This is a genomic window from Acinetobacter sp. YH12145, assembly GCF_013418335.1.
GTDB lineage: Bacteria > Pseudomonadota > Gammaproteobacteria > Pseudomonadales > Moraxellaceae > Acinetobacter > Acinetobacter amyesii.
On sequence record NZ_VPCE01000019.1, the window covers coordinates 17,493 to 38,739 of the forward strand.

The 21,247-nt window shown below is 41.4% G+C and carries 19 protein-coding genes and 1 pseudogene; 12 read left to right on the forward strand and 8 right to left on the reverse strand.

What is annotated here, in order from left to right; genetic code table 11:
* Window positions 1–190 precede the first annotated feature (190 nt).
* Window positions 191–1,156, forward strand: coding sequence for a TerC family protein (locus FTU80_RS15390; RefSeq protein WP_180086005.1), 966 nt, complete (start codon window positions 191–193; stop codon window positions 1,154–1,156).
* 64 nt (window positions 1,157–1,220) lie between these two features.
* On the opposite strand, the gene FTU80_RS15395 is transcribed toward FTU80_RS15390, so the two are convergent.
* On the reverse strand, window positions 1,221–1,793 hold the full coding sequence (locus FTU80_RS15395; RefSeq protein ID WP_249738823.1) for a nucleotidyltransferase family protein: 573 nt from the start codon (window positions 1,791–1,793) through the stop codon (window positions 1,221–1,223).
* Window positions 1,794–2,064: 271 nt separating this feature from the next.
* Here FTU80_RS15395 and guaD point away from each other — a divergent pair, with 271 nt between their 5' ends.
* The 3 genes from guaD to FTU80_RS15410 all read left to right on the forward strand — a co-directional run bounded on the left by guaD (window position 2,065) and on the right by FTU80_RS15410 (window position 4,570).
* Window positions 2,065–3,381, forward strand: a complete 1,317-nt coding sequence (gene guaD, locus FTU80_RS15400; protein ID WP_180086008.1) for a guanine deaminase — start codon at window positions 2,065–2,067, stop codon at window positions 3,379–3,381.
* Window positions 3,382–3,605: 224 nt separating this feature from the next.
* The gene (hpt, locus tag FTU80_RS15405; protein ID WP_078194457.1) at window positions 3,606–4,133 is read left to right on the forward strand and encodes a hypoxanthine phosphoribosyltransferase; all 528 of its coding nucleotides are present in this window, start codon (window positions 3,606–3,608) and stop codon (window positions 4,131–4,133) included.
* Window positions 4,134–4,312: 179 nt separating this feature from the next.
* Window positions 4,313–4,570, forward strand: coding sequence for a GlsB/YeaQ/YmgE family stress response membrane protein (locus FTU80_RS15410; protein WP_180027157.1), 258 nt, complete (start codon window positions 4,313–4,315; stop codon window positions 4,568–4,570).
* A gap of 79 nt (window positions 4,571–4,649) precedes the next feature.
* Here FTU80_RS15410 and FTU80_RS15415 read toward each other — a convergent pair whose 3' ends face one another.
* Together FTU80_RS15415 and dmeF are read right to left on the reverse strand one after the other, a co-directional pair.
* Window positions 4,650–5,348, reverse strand: coding sequence for a DsbC family protein (locus tag FTU80_RS15415; protein ID WP_180086031.1), 699 nt, complete (start codon window positions 5,346–5,348; stop codon window positions 4,650–4,652).
* A 113-nt stretch (window positions 5,349–5,461) separates the two neighbouring features.
* A complete protein-coding gene (gene dmeF, locus FTU80_RS15420) occupies window positions 5,462–6,406 on the reverse strand; it encodes a CDF family Co(II)/Ni(II) efflux transporter DmeF (protein WP_180086010.1) in 945 nt (314 codons plus the stop codon).
* A gap of 56 nt (window positions 6,407–6,462) precedes the next feature.
* On the opposite strand from dmeF, the gene FTU80_RS15425 reads away from it, so the two are divergent.
* The 3 genes and pseudogenes from FTU80_RS15425 to FTU80_RS15435 all read left to right on the forward strand — a co-directional run bounded on the left by FTU80_RS15425 (window position 6,463) and on the right by FTU80_RS15435 (window position 9,325).
* A complete protein-coding gene (locus tag FTU80_RS15425; RefSeq protein WP_180074179.1) occupies window positions 6,463–6,729 on the forward strand; it encodes a metal/formaldehyde-sensitive transcriptional repressor in 267 nt (88 codons plus the stop codon).
* 148 nt (window positions 6,730–6,877) lie between these two features.
* Window positions 6,878–8,019, forward strand: a pseudogene (locus FTU80_RS15430) (MFS transporter).
* Window positions 8,020–8,146: 127 nt separating this feature from the next.
* The gene (locus tag FTU80_RS15435) at window positions 8,147–9,325 is read left to right on the forward strand and encodes a hypothetical protein (RefSeq protein ID WP_180086012.1); all 1,179 of its coding nucleotides are present in this window, start codon (window positions 8,147–8,149) and stop codon (window positions 9,323–9,325) included.
* Between the two features lie 86 nt (window positions 9,326–9,411).
* Here the strand turns inward: FTU80_RS15435 and mnmE are convergent, their stop codons facing one another.
* The 5 genes from mnmE to rpmH form a co-directional block, all read right to left on the reverse strand.
* A complete protein-coding gene (gene mnmE, locus FTU80_RS15440) occupies window positions 9,412–10,767 on the reverse strand; it encodes a tRNA uridine-5-carboxymethylaminomethyl(34) synthesis GTPase MnmE (RefSeq protein ID WP_180086014.1) in 1,356 nt (451 codons plus the stop codon).
* A gap of 92 nt (window positions 10,768–10,859) precedes the next feature.
* Window positions 10,860–12,626 (reverse strand): membrane protein insertase YidC, encoded by a 1,767-nt coding sequence (gene yidC, locus FTU80_RS15445; RefSeq protein ID WP_180086016.1) that lies wholly within the window; start codon window positions 12,624–12,626, stop codon window positions 10,860–10,862.
* Between the two features lie 5 nt (window positions 12,627–12,631).
* Window positions 12,632–12,952 (reverse strand): membrane protein insertion efficiency factor YidD, encoded by a 321-nt coding sequence (yidD, locus tag FTU80_RS15450; RefSeq protein ID WP_111885710.1) that lies wholly within the window; start codon window positions 12,950–12,952, stop codon window positions 12,632–12,634.
* Window positions 12,953–12,961: 9 nt separating this feature from the next.
* A complete protein-coding gene (gene rnpA, locus FTU80_RS15455; RefSeq protein ID WP_078189509.1) occupies window positions 12,962–13,354 on the reverse strand; it encodes a ribonuclease P protein component in 393 nt (130 codons plus the stop codon).
* Window positions 13,355–13,385: 31 nt separating this feature from the next.
* On the reverse strand, window positions 13,386–13,520 hold the full coding sequence (gene rpmH, locus FTU80_RS15460; protein WP_000831329.1) for a 50S ribosomal protein L34: 135 nt from the start codon (window positions 13,518–13,520) through the stop codon (window positions 13,386–13,388).
* A gap of 653 nt (window positions 13,521–14,173) precedes the next feature.
* On the opposite strand from rpmH, the gene dnaA reads away from it, so the two are divergent.
* The 5 genes from dnaA (at window position 14,174) to FTU80_RS15485 (ending at window position 20,982) form a co-directional block, all read left to right on the forward strand.
* On the forward strand, window positions 14,174–15,559 hold the full coding sequence (dnaA, locus tag FTU80_RS15465) for a chromosomal replication initiator protein DnaA (RefSeq protein WP_111885711.1): 1,386 nt from the start codon (window positions 14,174–14,176) through the stop codon (window positions 15,557–15,559).
* Between the two features lie 108 nt (window positions 15,560–15,667).
* On the forward strand, window positions 15,668–16,816 hold the full coding sequence (dnaN, locus tag FTU80_RS15470) for a DNA polymerase III subunit beta (RefSeq protein WP_078194448.1): 1,149 nt from the start codon (window positions 15,668–15,670) through the stop codon (window positions 16,814–16,816).
* Between the two features lie 23 nt (window positions 16,817–16,839).
* The gene (gene recF / locus FTU80_RS15475; RefSeq protein ID WP_180009130.1) at window positions 16,840–17,922 is read left to right on the forward strand and encodes a DNA replication/repair protein RecF; all 1,083 of its coding nucleotides are present in this window, start codon (window positions 16,840–16,842) and stop codon (window positions 17,920–17,922) included.
* Window positions 17,923–17,965: 43 nt separating this feature from the next.
* Window positions 17,966–20,434, forward strand: a complete 2,469-nt coding sequence (gene gyrB / locus FTU80_RS15480) for a DNA topoisomerase (ATP-hydrolyzing) subunit B (protein WP_180086018.1) — start codon at window positions 17,966–17,968, stop codon at window positions 20,432–20,434.
* A 170-nt stretch (window positions 20,435–20,604) separates the two neighbouring features.
* Complete coding sequence (locus tag FTU80_RS15485) at window positions 20,605–20,982, forward strand: hypothetical protein (RefSeq protein WP_078189504.1); 378 nt, start codon at window positions 20,605–20,607, stop codon at window positions 20,980–20,982.
* Window positions 20,983–21,247 lie beyond the last annotated feature (265 nt).

Below are 21,247 nucleotides of genomic sequence, written 5' to 3' on the forward strand. Positions count from 1 at the left end.
GTAAACCTTGTTTTACGTGTCAGAATATCGTCATTACACTTTGCAAAAAGTCGGTATCTGAGCATCGCTGCTGCAAATCATTACAGTACGATGTAGGCAAGACCTTGATCATGTTGTCTCAGGCGTTTTATTTCGTCTGGCAACTGGTCGAGGTTTTTTTATGGCTGGTTGTTAGATGTGGAGAATACACATGGAAACGATTGGCTCTTTATGGCTATATCTGGCATTTTTCGGTTTAGTCACCATCATGCTACTCATCGACTTTTTAGGCTTTAAAAATAACAAAGGCCAAGAAGTCAAAGTCAAAACCGCTGCCTATTGGAGTATTGCATGGGTCTCTGTGGCTACCTTATTCGGTGGCGCATTGTGGCTCTACTTACAGCAAACCGCTGGTGTCGCTGTTGCAAACACCAAAGTCATGGAATATTTCGCTGGTTATCTGCTCGAAAAATCACTCGCAATTGATAACGTTTTTGTCTGGCTCATGATTTTTGCAGCCTTTGCCATTCCACCTGCTTTGCAGCGCAAACTGTTACTCTACGGTGTCCTCGGTGCAATTGTACTACGTACTATCTTTATTTTTATTGGGGCATGGTTCGTTCAAGAATTCTCTTGGGTGTTATACATCTTCGGTGCATTCCTAGTGTATACCGGCTTTAAATTCCTTAAAGGCCAAGACGAAGAAGATAAAGATATCGAAGATATGGCGATTTTGAAGTGGCTACGTAAACACATGCGTATTACCCCTCAGATGCATGAAGATAAATTCTTCGTTCGTCAAAATGGTGTCTTGTGGGCAACGCCGCTCTTTTTAGTGTTGATCTTGGTTGAAGCATCGGACGTCATTTTTGCGGTTGACTCAATCCCAGCAATCTTTGCAGTTACCTCTGACCCATTCATTGTACTGACTGCAAACTTAATGGCGATTTTAGGTCTACGTGCCATGTTCTTCCTCTTGTCTGGTGCTGCATCGAAAATGCATTACTTACCATATGGTCTGGGCATTATCCTGGTATTTATTGGCGCTAAGATGCTATTGCTCGATGTGTTCCACATGCCAATTTGGATTTCACTCGGCTTTATTGTGGTGACCTTAACCATCACCGCGTGGTTATCGATCCGACACAGCAAGAAGTACCATGAAACCACGCTTTAAAACACTTAGATGATTAAAAGCCTTCTTTCGAGAAGGCTTTTTTATTCTGCAACGAAAACTTGGACTAAGCTTCAGGCGTCATCAAGAGTTTGAGTTTCGGCCAGCGTTGTAAAAATTGTTTTTGCTGCACACGCTGAAAAAAAGTCGCCTGACTGACTAAACGTGGGTTCCAACGCACATTTAACTCAAATAAATCATCTAAGCCCAAAGGGGCGATTAGTTGTATTTTTTGTTGATCATCCAATTTAACAGCGATAGCAGTGGCAGTTTCTGGCCACAACGATAGGGCATGCTCAATCGACTTGAGCGCCTGTATTTGCTCGCCATTTTCCAAGCGATACCACTGGTGTACTGTCGCTTGGTTGGTAACATCCCAATGAATGTGAGGAAAATCCAACTGCATCTGCTGTTGAATCCTTTGACCCTGTGTTCCATCATCATGTTCCGCATAATAAATCACATCAACTTCTGTGCCTTCCAGTGCATAGTGTTGTTGATGTCGCTGTGACCAAATCAAATTACGAACCACGCCTGCAGCCAAATAAGCCTGTCTATCCATGGCATACAGGGCATGTAAAATCTGCATGATGCCTTGATGCTGAAGCAGGTTATGCTTTAATTGGTCTGAATAGCTCATGTTCACTAAAGGGTTCATTATCGTTTTTTAAAGAGCGCTCTTGAGATCAATATAGCAAGCGTTGCGACTCATGGTCTTTATTCATTCATCGATGCAATGTATACAGCTCAATGCTTTTGTATTATTCAAATCAAATACAATGAAAAAAAAACAGAATCACTCATAAACAACTGTTCTATTTTTTAGAACACATTTTCACAATTACTCTAACGGTATTTTGAACCAAATTGGGCTACAATCAACCGAAAAAATTCTAAACTGCAGGTATGTCATGTCTTCTGTTATCGCATCTACAGCGATCCGTGGTCGCTTTCTAGATATTCAGAATACAGTTGCCCAAGCACGTGAAATTCACGACCAAGTGCGCTATTTCGAAGATGGTTTGCTGATTACGCAAGCCGGAAAAATTCAATGGTTCGGTCCATGGTCTGAGGGACAACATCATCTCCCAGATCAGGTTGACGTACAGCATTATCCAGATCAATTGATTGTTCCTGGTTTCATCGATACCCACATTCATTATCCACAAACGGAAATGATGGGGGCTTATGGTGAACAGCTACTGGAATGGCTCGATACCTATACCTTCCCAACCGAAATCCAATTTGAAGATCCGGCTTATGCAGAGCAAATTGCACAGTTCTTTGTAAACGAGTTACTCAAAAACGGAACCACAACAGCTCTTGTTTTTTGTACCGTTCATCCACAATCGGTCGATGCTTTATTTAAAGCTGCAGAACAGCATCAGATGCGCTTAATTGCCGGTAAGGTCATGATGGATCGACATGCCCCTGAAGCATTATGTGACACCGCGGAGAGTGGCTATAACGACTCCAAAGCACTCATCGAAAAGTGGCATGGCAAGGGCCGTAACCTGTATGCCATCACGCCTCGCTTTGCCCCAACCTCAACGCCTGAACAATTGGCACGGGCAGGGGAGCTAAAAGCCGAGTATCCTGATGTTTATGTGCATACGCATTTAAGTGAAAATAAAAATGAAATCGCGTGGGTCAAATCATTATTCCCTGAGCAAAACGGCTATTTGGACGTTTATCATCATTATGGTCTGACCGGATCACGTTCCGTGTTTGCGCACTGCGTGCATTTGGAAGATGCCGAGTGGGATTGTATGCATCAGACCAACTCTGCAATCGCGTTTTGTCCAACCTCGAACTTGTTCCTAGGCAGTGGTTTATTTCCATTAAAGAAAACATGGGAAAAACAGGTGAAAGTCGGCTTAGGCACAGACATTGGCGCAGGCACCTCATTTAACCAACTACAAACCATCAATGAAGCCTACAAAGTTCAACAACTTCAAGGCGATAAACTATCCGCATTTGAAGCGCTGTACCATGCCACTTTAGGTGGAGCAAAAGCCTTAGATCTAGAGGACAAACTTGGAAACTTTGATTTGGGCAAAGAAGCAGATTTTGTGGTGCTCGATTTAAATGCCACGGCTTTACAAGCCTTACGTCAACAACGTGCCAAAAATCTGGAAGATGCTTTATTTGCCCTCATGCTGATGGGTGATGATCGTAATATCCATGCCACCTATGTGTTTGGACAATGTGCTTATGTCAAAGCATAAAACGGCTCGACCGAGACGAAAAACAGCGTTGAAAATTGGACTGATTGCCGTCGCTTGTCTGTGCTTACTCAAGCGTGACAGCACTTCCAAGAAAAACTGATTACATTTTCAACGGCAAAAAAGATGCATCTGCGAGCCAGATGTATTAAAATTGGTTCATCTTTAGAGGTGTTGCAAGTCAACACCTTTTTTATTTTTTGATTTGCTTTTTTAGGTATCTACCCATGTCTGTTCAAATGAGCGTACTGATTTCCACTGAAGAAATTCAAGCTAAAGTGAAAGAGCTTGGCGCAAAAATTGATGCACACTATGCTAACAGCGACAAAGAGTTGGTGTTAATCGGTCTTTTACGCGGTTCTGTTATTTTTATGGCTGACCTTTGCCGCGCAATTTCAAAACCGCATGAACTCGACTTCATGACCGTTTCAAGTTATGGCGGTGGGACCGTATCTACTCGTGATGTAAAAATCTTAAAAGATTTAGACGGTGACATTAAAGATAAAGATGTCTTGGTGGTTGAAGATATTATCGATTCAGGCAATACCTTAAGCAAAGTTTTAGAAATTTTACAGACGCGTAATCCAAACTCAATCGAGCTTTGTACTTTGGTTAGCAAGCCTTCACGTCGTGAGATTGAACTCGAAGTAAAATTTTTAGGTTTTGAAGTCGAAGATAAATTTATCGTGGGTTATGGTCTGGACTATGATCAGAAATATCGTCACATTCCATTTATTGGCGAAATTGGTCTCTAAGCAAGATCAGATACTTAAGAGTGGCCGAAGGCCACTTTTTTTTACTTTTCTAGCTATTTCAGAACAAAAAAACAACAGTTTTTTGCATGTTTAGGCTGTAGCTCAGCGTAGTTTTGATTAAAGATAAAGATTGAACAAGTCGTAAAAAACAAATACATGATAACAAAAGGAGAGTTACTATGTGGTCACTCATTGTTGCGATTGTTGTTGGTTTTATTGCTGGTTTAATTGCACGTGCGATCCATCCTGGAGATGACAAAGCCGGTTTCATCATGACCACCCTTCTCGGGATAGCAGGTTCCTTACTTGCGACCTATGGCGGACGTTTATTAGGTCTGTATGGAGAAAATTCTGCTGCAGGATTTATCGCATCCGTTATTGGTGCGATCATCGTGTTGTTTATCTATAACCTTGTAACGAAAAAAACCCGCGTCTAATTTTTATAGCGCCATTAAAATACCCGCCTGTAGACGGGTATTTTTTTATTTATATTTTATTCATGACGTACAGCTGAAATTATTTGATCTCTTTTAACATCGATTCTAATTCAGCAGCAGGGTAAGCACCGGTTAAGATCGAACCATTGGCAAATACGATTCCCGGTGTACCACTTAGTTTTAAGCTTTTAGCTAATTTTAAATTTCGATCAATGGGGTTTGCACAACTTTTCGCTGACTTCGGTTGAATTCCCTTATTGATTAAATTATCCCAGGCCATAACAGGGTTTGACTCACAAAAAATCTGCTTAGATGGCGCCAACGACTGCGGTTTTATCGCTGTGACAAAAGTATAAATGGTCACATCATTAAGTTTTGCCAGTTCTACTTCAAGCTTCTTACAATATGGGCAATTTGGGTCAGAAAAGATCGCGATTTGGCGCTTCCCATTCCCCCTGACTGTTTTAATCGCATCTTGTAATGGAAGTTTATTCCACTCAGTTTTTTGCTGACTGAGGATCAATTGTTTGGTCAGATTTTTTTGATCTTTTAAACGAATCATAGAACCTGCGATCACATAATCCGCATTTTCACTCAAATACAAAATTTGATCTTCAACAAAGCCACTATATATGCCCGGCATTTCGGTACTTTGAATATTTTCAATTTTTAAACTAGGGTGCTTTTCTGCCAAGAGCTTTTGAACCTGTGCTACATCCGCCAAAGCAAAAGTCGAAAGGGTGGTACTCAACGCCAACGCACATATTTTTTTCAACATAGACCGAACTTCAACATTTAATTGATTCAGCATTCTAAGCCCTAACGTGTGAAAGTCTTGGGCTTTTTTCAGTTCATTACGCAATAGCTACATGCCGTTTCACGTGGAACATATTAAGCTTCATCAGGTGAATTAATTTCAACAGACACATGTACAATTTCTTCATGAATCGACAGCGCTTGGCGCACTTCATCTGCACTCAATGCCTGACTTGTTTCTAAAGCTACAATACATGAAAACTGACCTTTACCCACTTTCCACACATGTAAATCGGTTACATCGACGTCGACAGGCAATTGCATTAAAACCTCTCGAATCTCATCAACGACAGGATGATCCATTTCTGCGTCCAGTAATGTTTGTCCTGTTTCTTTCATCAGCCCAATGGCCCACTTACCAACAAGTACCGCACCAACAATCCCCAATAGCGCATCTAAAAATCCCCAGCCCATCCATTTTCCAGCAAATAAAGCCACAATCGCCAACACCGAAGTCACCGCATCTGCAACCACATGCATGAAGGCTGCTTTCTGATTGAGATCGTGATGATGATCATGCTGCTCCTCATGGCTATGCTCATGATGGTGATGGTGATGGTGATGGTGATGGTCATCATGCAATAACCAAGCACAGATTAAATTCACCACTAGACCTAAAATCGCAATAGGGATTGCTTCGTTATAATGAATTTGAACCGGGTTGAATAAGCGTTCTACCGAATGAAAGGCCATAAATGCAGCAACGACCATCAATAATATCGCGCTGCTATAGCCCGCTAAAATTTCAATTTTCCAAGTCCCAAAACTAAAACGAGCATCTTGGGCATAGTGGCGTGCCGCACGATAGGCAAAATAGGCCAAGCCTAATGCCAACATATGTGAACTCATATGCCAACCATCAGCCAATAATGCCATCGAATTAAAAATCCATCCGCCAATGACTTCTAACAACATCATGACTGCCGTTAAAATAGTGGCAATTAAGATCCGTTTTTGTGCGAGTGGATTACCTTCATCAAATTGATGATGATGAATTCGGATGGATGGGGAAGTTTTCATTAGGTTCTATGCTTAAATATACTCCCCCATAGTATATTTATTTTCGGGAGAAAGTGTTGAGTCATTTACATCAGGACAAAAAGATTTTAAATCGGGTTAAACGCCTACAAGGTCAGGTCAATGCGGTTGAACTGGCTTTACAGCAACCCGAAGCAGGGTGTATCGAGGTTTTACAACAGGTTGCGGCCATCAAAGGTGCTGTAAATGGATTAATGAATGAACTCATCGAAGCACATTTACGCCATCATGTATTACCTCAAGATGTTGAAATCAATGAAGTAGAACTGGAAGAATTTGTAAAACTGCTTAAACGCTATGGATAAAGTTACAAATGTGATTTGACCATGGAAAAAAATCGGCATTAAACTGAGCCCATATTTCCGTCTTTCTCATACAGCACAATATTAACCCTATTGGCTGTACCTCTGCGACTTTAAAATGACCACATCTCCCTCTTGGCGACCGTTCATCATGGTGAGCCTTGCACTCTGTATGGCACTATTGGTACAGCGCTAGCTAGTCCTCTGTATCCCATTTATCAGCAACTTTGGGGACTGCTGCCGAGTCATATCACCTATATCTTTGTTGCCTACATGTTTGGTTGCCTAGCGACCTTGCTGTTTTTAGGTCGTACCAGTAATAGTTTTGGTTTTTTAAGAACCCTGCAAATCGGTATGGCGTGCATCATCTTAGGTTTAAGCTTGTCGGTGTTTGCCAGTAATGCGCTGTGGTTATCTATCGGGCGCTTTATTATCGGGATTGCCTCGGGTTTAATCAGCACCTCAGCCATGCTTGGTTTGGTCTATACCATTCCTGAACCGCATAAAAATAATGCTCCACAGTTGAGTTCAATCATTACCGTGATTGGTTTTGGTCTTGGCCCATTTATTGGTGGAGTGATTGCCCAATTTTCGGAACAGCCTTTAGTCACCCCTTATATCCCTGTGATCTTTGGGGGGTTGGCGTGTTTAATAGGGTTATTTTTTATTCGCACACCGAATTTTGAGCCACAGCCTTTTTCAGTGGCACCACATTTGGAATTGCCTGAAAAGCGTGATCATTCACGATTTTATATCGCTGGACTGACTGCCTTTTGTGCCTTTGGTTCTTTTAGCTTATTTGCATCACTCGCACCCTCTTTCGTCAAAGATGCGATCCCATGGCATGGCCCTTTGGTCAGTGGTAGTGCCATTGCAAGTATCTTGCTGGTTTCCGCTGTCGTGCAATTTATGGCGAAATCGATTCCTTCTGCAAAATGTATCAATGCCGGCTTAATAGTGTTAATACTGAGCTATGCGCTCCTTGCGCTATGTATGACCCAACACTGGAGTGCATTGTTTTTTATTAGCGATATTTTAGTCGGTGTAGGGCATGGTCTAGGGCTTTTAGGCGCATTTGGCTTAGTTCATCAAATGACCAACAATCAAAACCGTGCTGCGGTGATCTCGACCTATTTGTTTATCGGATATTTAGGAACCATTATTCCAATTATTGCAGCCGGCTATTTATCTGATCATTTCGGCTTGATCGTCGGTGTTTTAGGTTTTTGTATGGGTGTAGGTTTATTGTGTATCGGCTTATTGCTTTGGCACCGTAGTCTGAACACCAATTAACCACTAAACTTATTCAAGAAGCATCTTGTATTGGGTGCTTCTTAAACCCAAAAATAATTAAGAAACCCTATAAAAATCAATCAAATTAAATTAAGATCTTGTCTGATGTGATTCAAAAATTTAAAAAATGCTAAAAATTCAATGTCAAATTAACACTGTAGAAAATCAAATCATTGCTAGCAGCGAATACGGGAATATTCACTATATTTTACCATTTGAATCCTTACCGCAATTAGAAACCTATGATTTTATCGTTTGGGGCTTTTTACCCATTGCCATGCGCCTTGGCATCCCGCTGCATATAGAAGGACCTATTTCAATACAAACCCTCCACTCCGCACGGGAGGTTTCAACTGTCTGGGCCGCTTGGTTACCTGATTTATATCAACCAGTCATGCTCAGTGCTGCATCGATTATCCAAACACCACCGGCAAACCAAACCACTCAAAATTTAAGCTTTTTTAGCGGTGGAATTGACTCCACATATAGTACATACAAAGCTTTTCTTGAAAATGGGCAAGACTCTGATTGTCTCACTGTGCATGGAATGGATTATAAATTTGATGACCATGAAAAATTTCAGGCCTTAATGGATCAGACCCATGACTTTAGAAGCCAAGTTTTTAAGCAAAGTCGCGTGGTAAAAACCGATGCTTACGCGCTGTACAGTAAATATGGCTGTAACCCTAAAGGTTCGCATGTCACACATATCTTTTCGCTGTTTTCCTGCGCTTCGATTTTTGAACATTACCAGCAATATCGAATTTCAGCCGATTACCGTTTAGATCAACAATTATTCGTTCATCCATATGGCTCAAATACAGCATCCAACCGATTGATGAAGAATCGATCTGGGGCCTTAATCACCCTCAACGATGATGTCACGCGATCACAAAAGACTGCATTTTTAAGCCAATCTGGCTTAGATTTACAAACCCTGTCGATCTGTGTGAACTATACGGCTCGCCCAAAAAATTGTGGTCAATGCAGTAAATGTATGCGCACCAAAGCCATGTTTTATGCCACTAGCCCCGAAATTCCCGATATCTTTTTAGATCGTCGCTTTGAAAAACAGTGGTATCAATCCATTCCATTAAGTTCAAAAATTAATCGTGCATTTTTAATTGATATTTTGTCAGCAGTCGAAAAATCTTCGCAACAGCAACAATTTCCAGACTATGCAACACTCAAAGTCAAAGTTGAAGCTGCATCGAAAAGAGCAGCGATCAATCCTTTTTATGGGATGAAAATGAAAGATGTGCTGAGATCGATCTTTAAAATCATTTTTGGCTCAAACCCAGGCTAAAGGGATGCAAAAAAAGCACGATGTTTTCGAACATCGTGCTTTGGATGGATATTTCAATGGATGAAACGAGGAGCTCAATCGTTTTATTACTTGCCGATACAGAACGATCCAAAAATCTTCCCAAGCAAATCATCCGCACTGAAATCGCCCGTAATTTCACCTAAGGCATTTTGCGCCAAACGTAGAGATTCAGCCACCAACTCACCCGCATGATAAACCACCAACTGCTCACGTGCTTCTGCAAGATAGCGCTGAGTGCGCTTCATTGCGTCTAAATGGCGTGTTCGAGCAATAAAGGTATCTTCCTCTGGTTGAAAGCCTGCATGCGCTGTAATCGCATCAATAAGCGCTTGAACGCCAGTTTCTTGTTTAGCCGAAACGCGAATATGTCGAAAACCGTTTAAATCGGTCATTTCCGCGGTAAATCCTGTCAAATCACATTTATTACCAATCAACATCAAACGCTTCGGTTCAATATGATCGGCAAAGTATGCTTGAGCCAATTGTAGTGGATCTTCGCCCTGACTTAAGTCATAGACCAAAAGTAACAAGTCAGCTTGCTCAATTTCTTTAATTGCGCGGCGAATCCCTTCTTTTTCGACGATATCACCGGTTTCACGTAAACCTGCGGTATCGGTCAAGGTAATCGGCAAACCATTGAGGCTGATTTTTTCATGTAAAACATCACGTGTCGTACCCGCAATATCCGTCACAATCGCACGTTCAACACCCGCTAAAGCATTGAGTAGCGATGACTTACCTGCATTGGGTTTACCGGCAATCACCACTTGTAGACCTTCACGCAGTAACTGACCTTGACGGGCAGATTGCTGCACAGCATGGACCGAGCTTGCCACTTCATCCAATAAACCCAAAATCTTACCATCCGCCAAAAAGTCGATTTCTTCTTCAGGAAAATCAATCGCTGCTTCCACATGCAAACGCAAATGGATAAGTTTTTCTAACACCGTATTGACCTTGCTCGAAAAAGCACCTTGTAATGAACGTACCGCAGAACGCGCAGCAGCTTGTGAGGTGGCATCAATCAGGTCGGCAATCGCCTCGGCTTGCACCAAGTCCATTTTGCCATTTTCAAAGGCGCGCATTGAAAATTCGCCCGCTTTTGCAGCAATAGCACCCAATTCAAGTAAGCGTGCCAATAATGCATTTTGAATAACGGGGCCGCCATGACCTTGAAGCTCCACCACATCCTCACCCGTAAAAGAGTGCGGATTTGGAAAGCAAATCACCAAACCTTCATCCATGATTTCATTCGATGCATCATAAAACTTACGGAAACCAGCAAAACGTGCTTCTGGTAAGGATTGCTGCGTTAATGCTTCTGCAATGGCATAAGATTTGGGACCAGACAGGCGAATCACGCCGACACCACCACGACCCGGCGGTGTGGCAATTGCTGCGATGGTGGTTCGGTTTAACATAAAATTTACCTAAAAATTTTCAAACGACAGATAAAGAAAAATCCGCCTAAGATTACCATCTTAAGCGGATTTATTCAGCCCATCAGCAATGCTTAGTTTGCTGAGTCAGCTGCTTCACGTTTTAAACGTTCTTTTTCAACAGATTTGTTAATCAAACCTTGTTGAAGAATAGTAATACTGTTGTTACAGATCCAGTAAAGCACAAGGCCCGCAGGGAAGAACAACATAAATACCGTAAAGATCACTGGCATGATTTTGAAGACTTTCGCCTGCATTGGATCAGCCGGTTGTGGGTTCAAACTTTGCTGAATAAACATGGTTAAGCCCATTAATAGCGGCAAAATAAACCACGGATCCATCGCAGATAAATCTTGAATCCAACCTAACCATGGCGCATGACGAAGTTCAACAGACTCCATCAATACCCAGTACAAAGCAAGGAAGATCGGCATTTGGAGCAATAACGGCAAGCAACCTGATAGTGGGTTTACTTGTTCACGTTTATACAATGCCATCATTTCTTGCGAGAAGCGCATACGGTCTTCACCGAACTCTTCTTTCATGCGTTGCATTTCAGGTGCAATCACACGCATTTTCGCCATAGAGCGGTAGCTCTTCGACGACAATGGCCACAAGATCAGTTTCACCAGAATCGTCAATAGAATAATTGACCAACCCCAGTTACCCACTAAACCGTGGAAAAACTCAAGACCGACGAACAATAATTTCGCAATTGGCCATAACCAACCATAGTCTACTGTTTGGTTTAAACCAACTGCCAATTCTTTTAATTCAGATTGGATTTTTGGACCTGAATAGAACGTTGCATCTACTTCTGCCACAGTTCCTGCAGGAACATTGATTGCAGGTGAAGTGAACTGAATAATGTTCATATCATCAGTAGATTTACGTGACTCAAGTTTCGCAGCATACGGTTGACCATTGGCTTGCGTTAATTTGATCTGTCCAGGAATCCACGCACTCACGAAGTAATGCTGAACCATTGCAACCCAACCGCCAGTTGCTTCAACATTCAATTTTTCTTCATTGAAGTTGGCAAATTTAAGTTTGTTGTAATGTTCTTCAGGCGAACCCCATGCACCACCAAGGAATGTACCTAAAGTGAAAATACCTTGATCAGATTTACCAGGATCTTCAGAGTTGTCGCGTTTAAGCTGACCAAACATCTGACCTTGCCAGTTCTGAGCACTGCGGTTCACAATTTTATGATTCACGACAACAGGGTATTCACCTTCAGTGAAGTTAAAGGTTTTAATAACCTCTACACCATCTGCTGTTTTATAAACCATTGGTACTGACAAAACTTTTGCTGTTTGGCCATCTTTACCCTTCACAGCTTTTGCGTCATTTAACGTATATGAAGATTTTTCAATCTCATAGGTTGGACGTCCTTTCGGATTGCTGTCAGGGCCATTAAGACCAATTAAGCCAGACTGAGCAACATAAGTACGTTTTGCATCGCTTTCAAGCATTACAAACGGTTCGTCGCTGTCTTTATTTTTGTCATGATTGAGTAATTCAATACGAACAATATCGCCACCCTTTGGATTAATCCAAAGATGGTAAAGGTCAGTTTGTACTGAAATTAACTGTTGACTAACAGGTGCAGTGGCATCTGTTGTTTGTTGTGTAGCAGCATTATTTGCTTGCGGCACATCAGTAGCAGCCGTAGCTGTCTGGCCATTTGGCAAATCGGCAGATACTTCATGCGTTACAACCGCAGCATTTTGCTGAGGTTTTTGTTGCGCATGTCCATAATCTTTCTGCCAAGCCAAAATGAGCAAATATGCGACAACAAACATGGCCCCTAGAATTGCAATCCTGGCCCATTGTTGCATAGGTATTACCCCAAGTGGTTAGAGTGATTTTGGTTCAATAAACGTTCACGAAAGGGTACAGCAACGTGACGCGTTTGAGAATCTATTTGCTGAAATGAAATAAAACGAATTGCTTTTGATGGAACAGGATCATAGCCTGAACCGCCCCAAGGATGACAACGGCAAATACGCTGAACAGCTAGACACACTCCACGTACAGCACCATGTTGATGGACTGCTTCCAAAGAATATTGAGAACATGTTGGAATATAACGACAGCGTGGTCCCAATAAAGGACTAATCGCAATCTGATAGAAACGAATGAGCCAATGCAGTAAACGAACCATTGGTCATCTCTACGCTTGTGGGGAGGTAGCTATTTTTTTATGCTTATTTGCAAGGCGCTGCAATTTTTGCCAAGCAAATTGTAATTGCTGATGCAACTCTGCATTCGGTACCGCCTCTATGCCCATTTTTGGCATAACGACAATATCTAATACATTAGACTGCTGTTGATGCAGGCGAAAACTTTCGCGTGCAAGTCGTTTTACTCGATTTCTTTCATGTGCGCGGCGCACTTTTTTCTTAGCAACAACAATACCCAAACGGCTATTCGGCTGTTCGGAGATTTTTGCTAGAAATAAGAAATGGGGTTGATGCACTTTAAAAAGCGCACCATCGAACACACTTTTATAATCGGCAGCACAGTGTATTCGCACATCTGTGCTAAAGCCGTAAAGTGTTGTCATAACACCCAAGTCTTGACAGTCTTAACTGAAATTAAACAGTTAAGCTGTGACGACCTTTTGCACGACGACGCGCTAATACTTGACGGCCAGCTTTAGTAGCCATGCGAGCACGGAAACCATGAACGCGTTTACGTTTCAACTCAGAAGGTTGGAAAGTACGTTTCATATCGAAACTCCAAAAATGATCTTTCAGTAAAGGTTCGCGATTTTAGTGCTCATTGCTTGAGCTGTCAATGAAAAACACGCTTTCTTTCAAAATCTAGGCTGTGATATATCAAGATAATATAAGGATTAGAAATTAGTCAGAAAGTTTTAAATTAAAATACTCACAAACTAAATCATTGTATATATTAATTATTTAAGTTATCTTCAAGTTTACTCACAGATTTATCCACAACCTCAAAATTGTGAATTGGTTTTTATGAATTTAAATTTGAACCAACCATCAAGTTATCCCCAGAATGGGTCGATCTTATAAATAAATTCAAATTTTAAAATTTAAATTTATTACTATTAGTGTTGATGTTTTCTGTGGAAAAAGCATTTTTAGATTTAAAAAACAAATAATTATATTGTGGATAATGATGTTTTTATAATTTTGATAGTTTGTGGATAACTTTGTGCTATAATTTATCCACAGCTTGCGGATAAACTTATCCACACGTGATTTAAATTTAAATTTAAACTCAATTTGCGTTTTTTTGATCGATTTCGACTGATTTGTTCATGACAGATGTGGATAAGATGGTTAGAATGGCTGCCCGCTTAGGCGGGGTTGAATTATTTTTTTCGTACAATGGACTGAAATAGGGGTTTCACATGCTTTGGACAGACTGCTTAACTCGCTTGCGACAAGAGCTTTCAGGAAATGTCTATACAATGTGGATACGCCCACTGGTGGCAGAAGATGCAGGTGATAGTCTAAAACTCTATGCACCGAATCCGTATTGGACACGCTATATTCAAGAGCACCATTTAGAACTGATCTCTATTTTAGCGGAACAGTTGTCTGAAGGTCGGGTACGTAAAGTCGAGATTTTGGTTGATTCACGGCCTGGTGCAATTTTATCTGCAGCTGAACAACCTGCAACAACCACCGCAGCATTAGAGTCAACGCCGCAAGTGTCTGCACCGAATCGTCCTAAAAAAGAAAAAGAAGAGACGTCATCAAAGAATAACCGTAAGCGTCAGCTTAACCCATTATTTACCTTTTCCTTGTTTGTTGAAGGCCGTTCCAATCAGATGGCGGCAGAAACCTGTCGTAAAGTACTTACACAACCCGGTGCTTCACAACATAATCCCTTATTTTTGTATGGGCCGACAGGTTTAGGTAAAACCCACTTAATGCAAGCAGTTGGTAATGCATTATTACAGGCCAAACCGAATGCACGGGTCATGTATATGACGGCTGAAAGTTTTGTACAAGACTTTGTGAGCTCTCTACAGCAAGGTAAGGTCGAAGAATTTAAGAAAAATTGTCGTTCGCTAGATTTGTTATTGGTGGATGATATTCATTTGTTGGCGGGTAAAGAGGCCAGCTTGGTTGAGTTTTTCTATACCTTCAACGCATTATTAGATGAATCTAAACAAATCATTTTAACTTCGGATCGTTATCCAAAAGAACTGACTGAGTTGGATCCACGTTTGGTTTCACGTTTTTCGTGGGGCTTATCGGTGGGTGTGGAACCACCAGATATCGAAACTCGTATTGAAATTTTACTGAAAAAAGCGGAAAGCAATGGCGTGGAACTTCCACGTAATTGTGCGCTGTTTATTGCTCAACAGGTGGTTGCCAATGTTCGTGAACTAGAAGGTGCGCTGAATAAAGTTGTAGCCATTTCTCGTTTTAAAGGTACCCCAATCGATCTAGATGTAGTGCGTGAATCGTTAAAAGATGTGTTGGCGATTCGTGCGCGCACCATTAGTACTGAAAATATTCAGCGTGTGGTGAGTGAATATTTCCGTATTCCGCTGAAAGAATTGGTTGGTCCAAAACGTACACGCATTTATGCACGTCCACGTCAGTTGGCTATGGGGCTAGCACGTGAGCTGACAGGGGATAGTTTCCCTGAAATTGGTATGGCTTTTGGTAATCGTGACCACAGTACTGTGATGCATGCCTGTGAAAAAGTACAAAGCCTGCGTGAAGAAGATCCAATCTTCAATGAGGACTATAAAAACTTGCAACGTCTGCTGCAAAGTTAAGTCTTTTCGTTCAAATTCTGTTCTTGCAATGCGGTATATTCTGCCGCATAGTACACTGCTAAAAAATTAATTTATTTTGTCTGTCTTCAGTTTTTAGAGGAATGTATCGTGCGTTTAAAAATCGCGAAAGAAAGCTTACTGAATGTTCTATCACATGTCGTAGGAGCGGTTGAACGTCGCCATACCTTAAATATTTTATCCAATGTAAAAGTGCAGGTAACAGAGCAAGCTTTGACCATTACCGGTTCGGATCTTGAAGTGGAATTGGTTGCGAGTACACCGCTGGCAGATGGCGCATGTTTACAAGCAGGGGTGACGACAGTTCCTGCGCGTAAACTGATGGATATCTGTAAATCATTACCTTCAGCGGCATTGATTGATTTGCAAATTACTGAAGATCAACGTTGTATTTTAAAATCTGGAAACAGTCGTTTTGTATTGGGTACTTTGCCTGCAGAAGACTATCCATTATTAACCACTGAAAATACTCAAGGCACTCAAGTTGGTGTGACTCAACGTGAGTTAAAGCGTTTATTCGAGAAAACATCTTTTGCCATGGCGGTTCAAGATGTGCGTTTTTATTTGACGGGTACTTTGCTTGAAATTGATGAAAATCAATTGCGTGCAGTAACGACCGATGGTCACCGTTTGGCGATGTGTGAAACAGCGGCAAGCTCGAATGCGACACAAGCAATGCAAGCGATTGTTCCACGCAAAGCCGTAGGTGAATTGCAGCGTCTATTGAGTGTTGAAGACGAGCAATTATCGTTGTTAATTGGTCGTGAATTATTAAATGTAACAATTACCATTGCCAGCCGTGATAAAGAGCAGGGTGATATTACCGTACGTTTCACCACAAAATTGATCGATGGTAAATTCCCAGACTACCGCCGTGTGATTCCACGTGGTGGCGATAAAAACGTGCGCATTGCACATGATGTATTTAAACAATCACTACAACGTGTGGCGATTTTAAGTAATGAAAAATTGCGCGGCGTATTCTTGAAGTTTGATGCGGACACTTTACAACTTCGTGCCAATAACCCTGAGCAGGATGAAGCTATCGAAGATCTCGCGATTCAATATGCTGATGCACCGATGGAAATGTCATTCAATGCACAGTACTTATTGGAAGTTCTGAATGTATTGGATGGTGATGATGTTGCAATGACCATGACAGAAGCGAACCAGTCGGTATTGGTACAAGATCCACAACAACAAGATCAAACCTATGTTGTGATGCCAATGCGTGTTTAATTTGGACTGACGTCTCAATTATTATGCATATCACGCGTTTACATGTAGAACGTGTTCGAAATTTAAAGACGGTTGCACTCTCTGGGTTGCAGCCGTTTAATGTCTTTTATGGGCAAAATGGTTCAGGTAAAACTTCTGTATTAGAAGCAGTACATTTGCTGGCAACTGGACGTTCTTTTCGAACCCATATTCCAAAAAACTATATTCAAAATAATAGCCCTGACGCTGTCGTCTTTGCGCAGTCTGCAACAGACCGTATTGGCATGCAAAAAATGCAGTCGGGCGAGCAAGTGATTAAAGTCAATGGCGACCTTGTGGGGACACAAGGGCAGTTGGCTAAGATTTTACCACTACAACTCATCGACCCACAAAGTACCGATATTATTGATCATGGTGCGAAGCCACGACGTCAACTTTTAGATTGGTTGATGTTCCACGTGGAACCGGAGTTTTACCATGCATGGCAATATTATGCGCGGGCATTAAAACAGCGGAATAGTTTGCTGAAATCACGACGTCATTTGAGTTTGTCTGACCTAGAACCGTGGAACAAAATGCTCAGTGATTATGGTGAGATATTACATAGTCTGCGCAGTAATGTGGTGGAACAGTGGACGCGATATTTCCAACAAGATCTCCAAGCATTATTGCCGCATTTAACAGTGACATTGGAATATAGTGCAGGCTTTCATGCTGAAACAGGACTGCTGAATGATCTGACCAATCAGCACTTTAAAGACTGCGAACGTGGCTATACTGAGTATGGTCCGCACCGTGCAGATTTAAGGTTGAAAACCGCTATGGGTGATGCAGATGTTGTGCTCTCTCGTGGGCAAAAAAAGTTATTGATCATGGCGTTAAAACTGTCACAGATTGCAATGCTACATGCTTGTAATAAGGAAACTGTGGTATTATTAGATGATCTGACAGCAGAATTAGATTTAACCGCACAACAGCGTTTAATTGAGCGTTTAAGCCATCTTGGTAGTCAAGTTTTTATTACCACTTTAGACCATGATTCAGTGCAAAAACACTTACATGATTTATCTATTTCTTATCAATTATTCAAAGTTGAAAATGGTACGGTGCAGGCTGTTGTGCAATGAAATACCACCTTTGGATAGACCTATTTTTCACTAGGGAGAAACCATGAGTTCAGAAGATCAAGCTGCTTCTCAAACAGAACAAACCATAGAAAAAGCTTATGATTCCTCTAGCATCAAAGTATTACGTGGTCTAGACGCTGTACGTAAGCGTCCGGGCATGTATATTGGTGATACTGACGATGGTACTGGCCTACACCACATGGTGTTTGAAGTTGTCGATAACTCAATTGATGAAGCGTTGGCAGGTCATTGTGACGAGATCAATGTAACCATTCATGAAGATGAATCTGTAAGCGTATCGGATAACGGTCGTGGTATTCCTACCGACATTCACCCAGAAGAAGGTGTTTCTGCAGCAGAAGTGATTTTGACGATTCTGCATGCGGGCGGTAAATTTGACGATAACAGCTATAAAGTTTCAGGCGGTCTACACGGTGTAGGTGTATCCGTGGTGAATGCGCTTTCAAGCAAGCTCGAATTAACCATTCATCGTGCAGGTCAAATCCACCAGCAAGAATATAAACACGGTGATTCCGTGTATCCATTAAAAGTGGTGGGTGAGACAGATCGTACAGGTACACGTGTACGTTTCTGGCCAAGTGCTGAAACCTTCAGTCAAACGATTTTTAATGTCGATATTTTGGCGCGTCGTTTACGTGAATTATCGTTCCTGAATGCAGGTGTACGAATTGTGCTACGTGACGAACGTATCAATTTAGAGCACGTTTATGACTATGAAGGTGGTTTGTCTGAGTTTGTAAAATATATCAACCAAGGCAAAACCCATCTCAATGATATCTTCCACTTCACTACTCAAGCCGATAATGGCATTGGTGTAGAAGTTGCATTGCAGTGGAATGATTCTTATCAGGAAAATGTTCGTTGCTTTACCAATAACATTCCACAAAAAGATGGTGGTACGCATTTAGCGGGTTTCCGTGCTGCATTAACTCGTGGCTTAAACAGCTACATGGAAAGCGAAAACTTACTCAAAAAAGAGAAAGTGGCGGTTTCTGGTGATGATGCACGTGAAGGTTTAACTGCAATTGTTTCGGTGAAAGTGCCTGATCCAAAATTCTCTTCGCAAACCAAAGAAAAATTGGTGTCGAGCGAAGTGAAAACTGCGGTTGAGCAAGCAATGAATAAATCGTTCTCTGAATATCTTTTAGAGAACCCCCAAGCCGCTAAATCTATTGCAGGCAAAATTATTGATGCAGCCCGTGCGCGTGATGCAGCGCGTAAAGCACGTGAAATGACTCGTCGTAAGAGTGCGCTTGATATTGCAGGCCTGCCAGGTAAATTGGCCGATTGTCAGGAAAAAGATCCTGCATTGTCTGAACTTTACTTAGTCGAAGGTGACTCTGCGGGCGGTTCTGCAAAACAGGGCCGTAACCGTAAGATGCAAGCGATTTTGCCGCTGAAAGGTAAAATCCTCAACGTGGAACGTGCACGTTTTGACAAGATGATTTCTTCACAAGAAGTGGGAACACTGATTACCGCTTTAGGTTGTGGTATTGGCCGTGAGGAATATAACCCAGATAAACTGCGTTATCACAAAATCATCATCATGACCGATGCCGACGTCGATGGTTCGCACATTCGTACGCTACTATTGACCTTCTTCTTCCGTCAAATGCCAGAACTTGTGGAACGTGGATATATTTATATTGCACAGCCACCGTTGTATAAGCTGAAAAAAGGCAAGCAAGAACAGTACATCAAAGATAATGATGCGCTTGAGACTTACCTGATTTCAAATGCAATTGATGAGCTTGAATTGCACATCAGTGCAGAAGCACCAGCCATTCGTGGTGAGGCTTTAGCTGGCGTGATTGCGGATTATCAAACCTCTCAAAAGAGCTTGCATCGTCTGACTGTACGTTATCCTGCAAGTGTGTTGGATGGTTTATTGGCAGTGGACGGCTTTAAGTTAGATCAAGCAAGTAACCAAGACTATGTACAGACTTGGGGTGAGCAGCTACGTGCCAATATTGAGAAAACTCAGCCTAGCTTACGTCCTGAATTAAGTTTAGAAACGTTTGAGAATGAGGATACCGAAGGCAATAAGTCAGCGACCTACTTCCCGCGTATTACCATCTATGTTCATAACTTACCACACCAATACTTGTTAGATTCAGGTTTATTAGGTTCAGGTGAATATGCGCGTTTACTCAAAAATTCGAAGAGTTGGTTCACCTTATTGGAAGAAGGTGCTTACCTACAAAAAGGCGAGCGCAAAATTCCAGTGAGCAGCTTCCATCAGGTTTGGCAAAACATCCTACAAGACTCACGCCGTGGCATGATGATTCAGCGCTATAAAGGTTTGGGTGAGATGAATGCTGAACAGCTTTGGGAAACTACAATGGATCCTGAGAACCGTAACATGCTGCAAGTAACGGTACAGGATGCGATTGAAGCTGATCGTATGTTCTCTTGCTTGATGGGTGATGATGTGGAACCACGTCGTGCTTTCATTGAAGAAAATGCGTTAAATGCGGATATTGATGCCTAAATTCTGATTACAGAATCATTCAAAAAAGCACTCTTCGGAGTGCTTTTTTTTGTGCTATCTTAAATAAAATTGAATATTAAATCGCCAATTTGTGTTTTATAAAATTGACTTATTCTGATGCTAAGCTCAAATCAATTTGAACTTAGCAGCTAAAAATAAGAGGTCTATATATGATGGACAATCAACTTGAACACATTCGTGACATCTGGGTAAATGCATTTTTTACCGGAAATTATACTGTTTTAGCCGAATACGAAGATGAGCACTTTAAGGTGGTTTATGAGCAAGACGGGCGTGTCGAAAGTAATTATGTCCGCTATGAACGTATTGCACATGCAGTGAAAAATGGGGTTTGGAAACCACAAAAACCAGACGTAGAATTTGAAGAATATGAGTTTAATCGTGACCAAACGGAGTGCAAAATTTTAATTGGTTTAGCTGAAACACAGCAGCAAATACAGGAAATCTGGCATTTTGATCAGACCTGGAAAATACAAGAATTACGTTTTTTAAAGGCAAAAAAAGCCCATCCTTCTGCCTTATCTTAAACAATAAAAAGTTTAAATTGATGTCGTGAGTGGAGATAAAATGCATCCATCTTGCAAATGTGGATAAGTTTTGTGAATTTTCACATTTAATAGTGTTCAGCATCAAAGTCATTTATAATTGTGGATAATATCATTTAAAAATATTTATCCACAAAAAAGTGGTTCGATATTTTGAATTTAAAAAATAAAAATGAATTTAAAACTAAGATTTGAATTTAAAAATGGCTTTTGTGGATAACTGTGGTAATGAGTTTGATGTGAAGTA

Coding starts and splice junctions, on each gene's coding strand:
- FTU80_RS15390 (WP_180086005.1), top strand. CDS start 191: ATGGAAACGATTGGCTCTTTATGGCTATATCTGGCATTTTTCGGTTTA.
- FTU80_RS15395 (WP_249738823.1), bottom strand. CDS start 1,793: ATGAGCTATTCAGACCAATTAAAGCATAACCTGCTTCAGCATCAAGGC.
- guaD (WP_180086008.1), top strand. CDS start 2,065: ATGTCTTCTGTTATCGCATCTACAGCGATCCGTGGTCGCTTTCTAGAT.
- hpt (WP_078194457.1), top strand. CDS start 3,606: ATGTCTGTTCAAATGAGCGTACTGATTTCCACTGAAGAAATTCAAGCT.
- FTU80_RS15410 (WP_180027157.1), top strand. CDS start 4,313: ATGTGGTCACTCATTGTTGCGATTGTTGTTGGTTTTATTGCTGGTTTA.
- FTU80_RS15415 (WP_180086031.1), bottom strand. CDS start 5,348: ATGTTGAAAAAAATATGTGCGTTGGCGTTGAGTACCACCCTTTCGACT.
- dmeF (WP_180086010.1), bottom strand. CDS start 6,406: ATGAAAACTTCCCCATCCATCCGAATTCATCATCATCAATTTGATGAA.
- FTU80_RS15435 (WP_180086012.1), top strand. CDS start 8,147: ATGCTAAAAATTCAATGTCAAATTAACACTGTAGAAAATCAAATCATT.
- mnmE (WP_180086014.1), bottom strand. CDS start 10,767: ATGTTAAACCGAACCACCATCGCAGCAATTGCCACACCGCCGGGTCGT.
- yidC (WP_180086016.1), bottom strand. CDS start 12,626: ATGCAACAATGGGCCAGGATTGCAATTCTAGGGGCCATGTTTGTTGTC.
- yidD (WP_111885710.1), bottom strand. CDS start 12,952: ATGGTTCGTTTACTGCATTGGCTCATTCGTTTCTATCAGATTGCGATT.
- rnpA (WP_078189509.1), bottom strand. CDS start 13,354: ATGACAACACTTTACGGCTTTAGCACAGATGTGCGAATACACTGTGCT.
- rpmH (WP_000831329.1), bottom strand. CDS start 13,520: ATGAAACGTACTTTCCAACCTTCTGAGTTGAAACGTAAACGCGTTCAT.
- dnaA (WP_111885711.1), top strand. CDS start 14,174: ATGCTTTGGACAGACTGCTTAACTCGCTTGCGACAAGAGCTTTCAGGA.
- recF (WP_180009130.1), top strand. CDS start 16,840: ATGCATATCACGCGTTTACATGTAGAACGTGTTCGAAATTTAAAGACG.
- gyrB (WP_180086018.1), top strand. CDS start 17,966: ATGAGTTCAGAAGATCAAGCTGCTTCTCAAACAGAACAAACCATAGAA.
- FTU80_RS15485 (WP_078189504.1), top strand. CDS start 20,605: ATGATGGACAATCAACTTGAACACATTCGTGACATCTGGGTAAATGCA.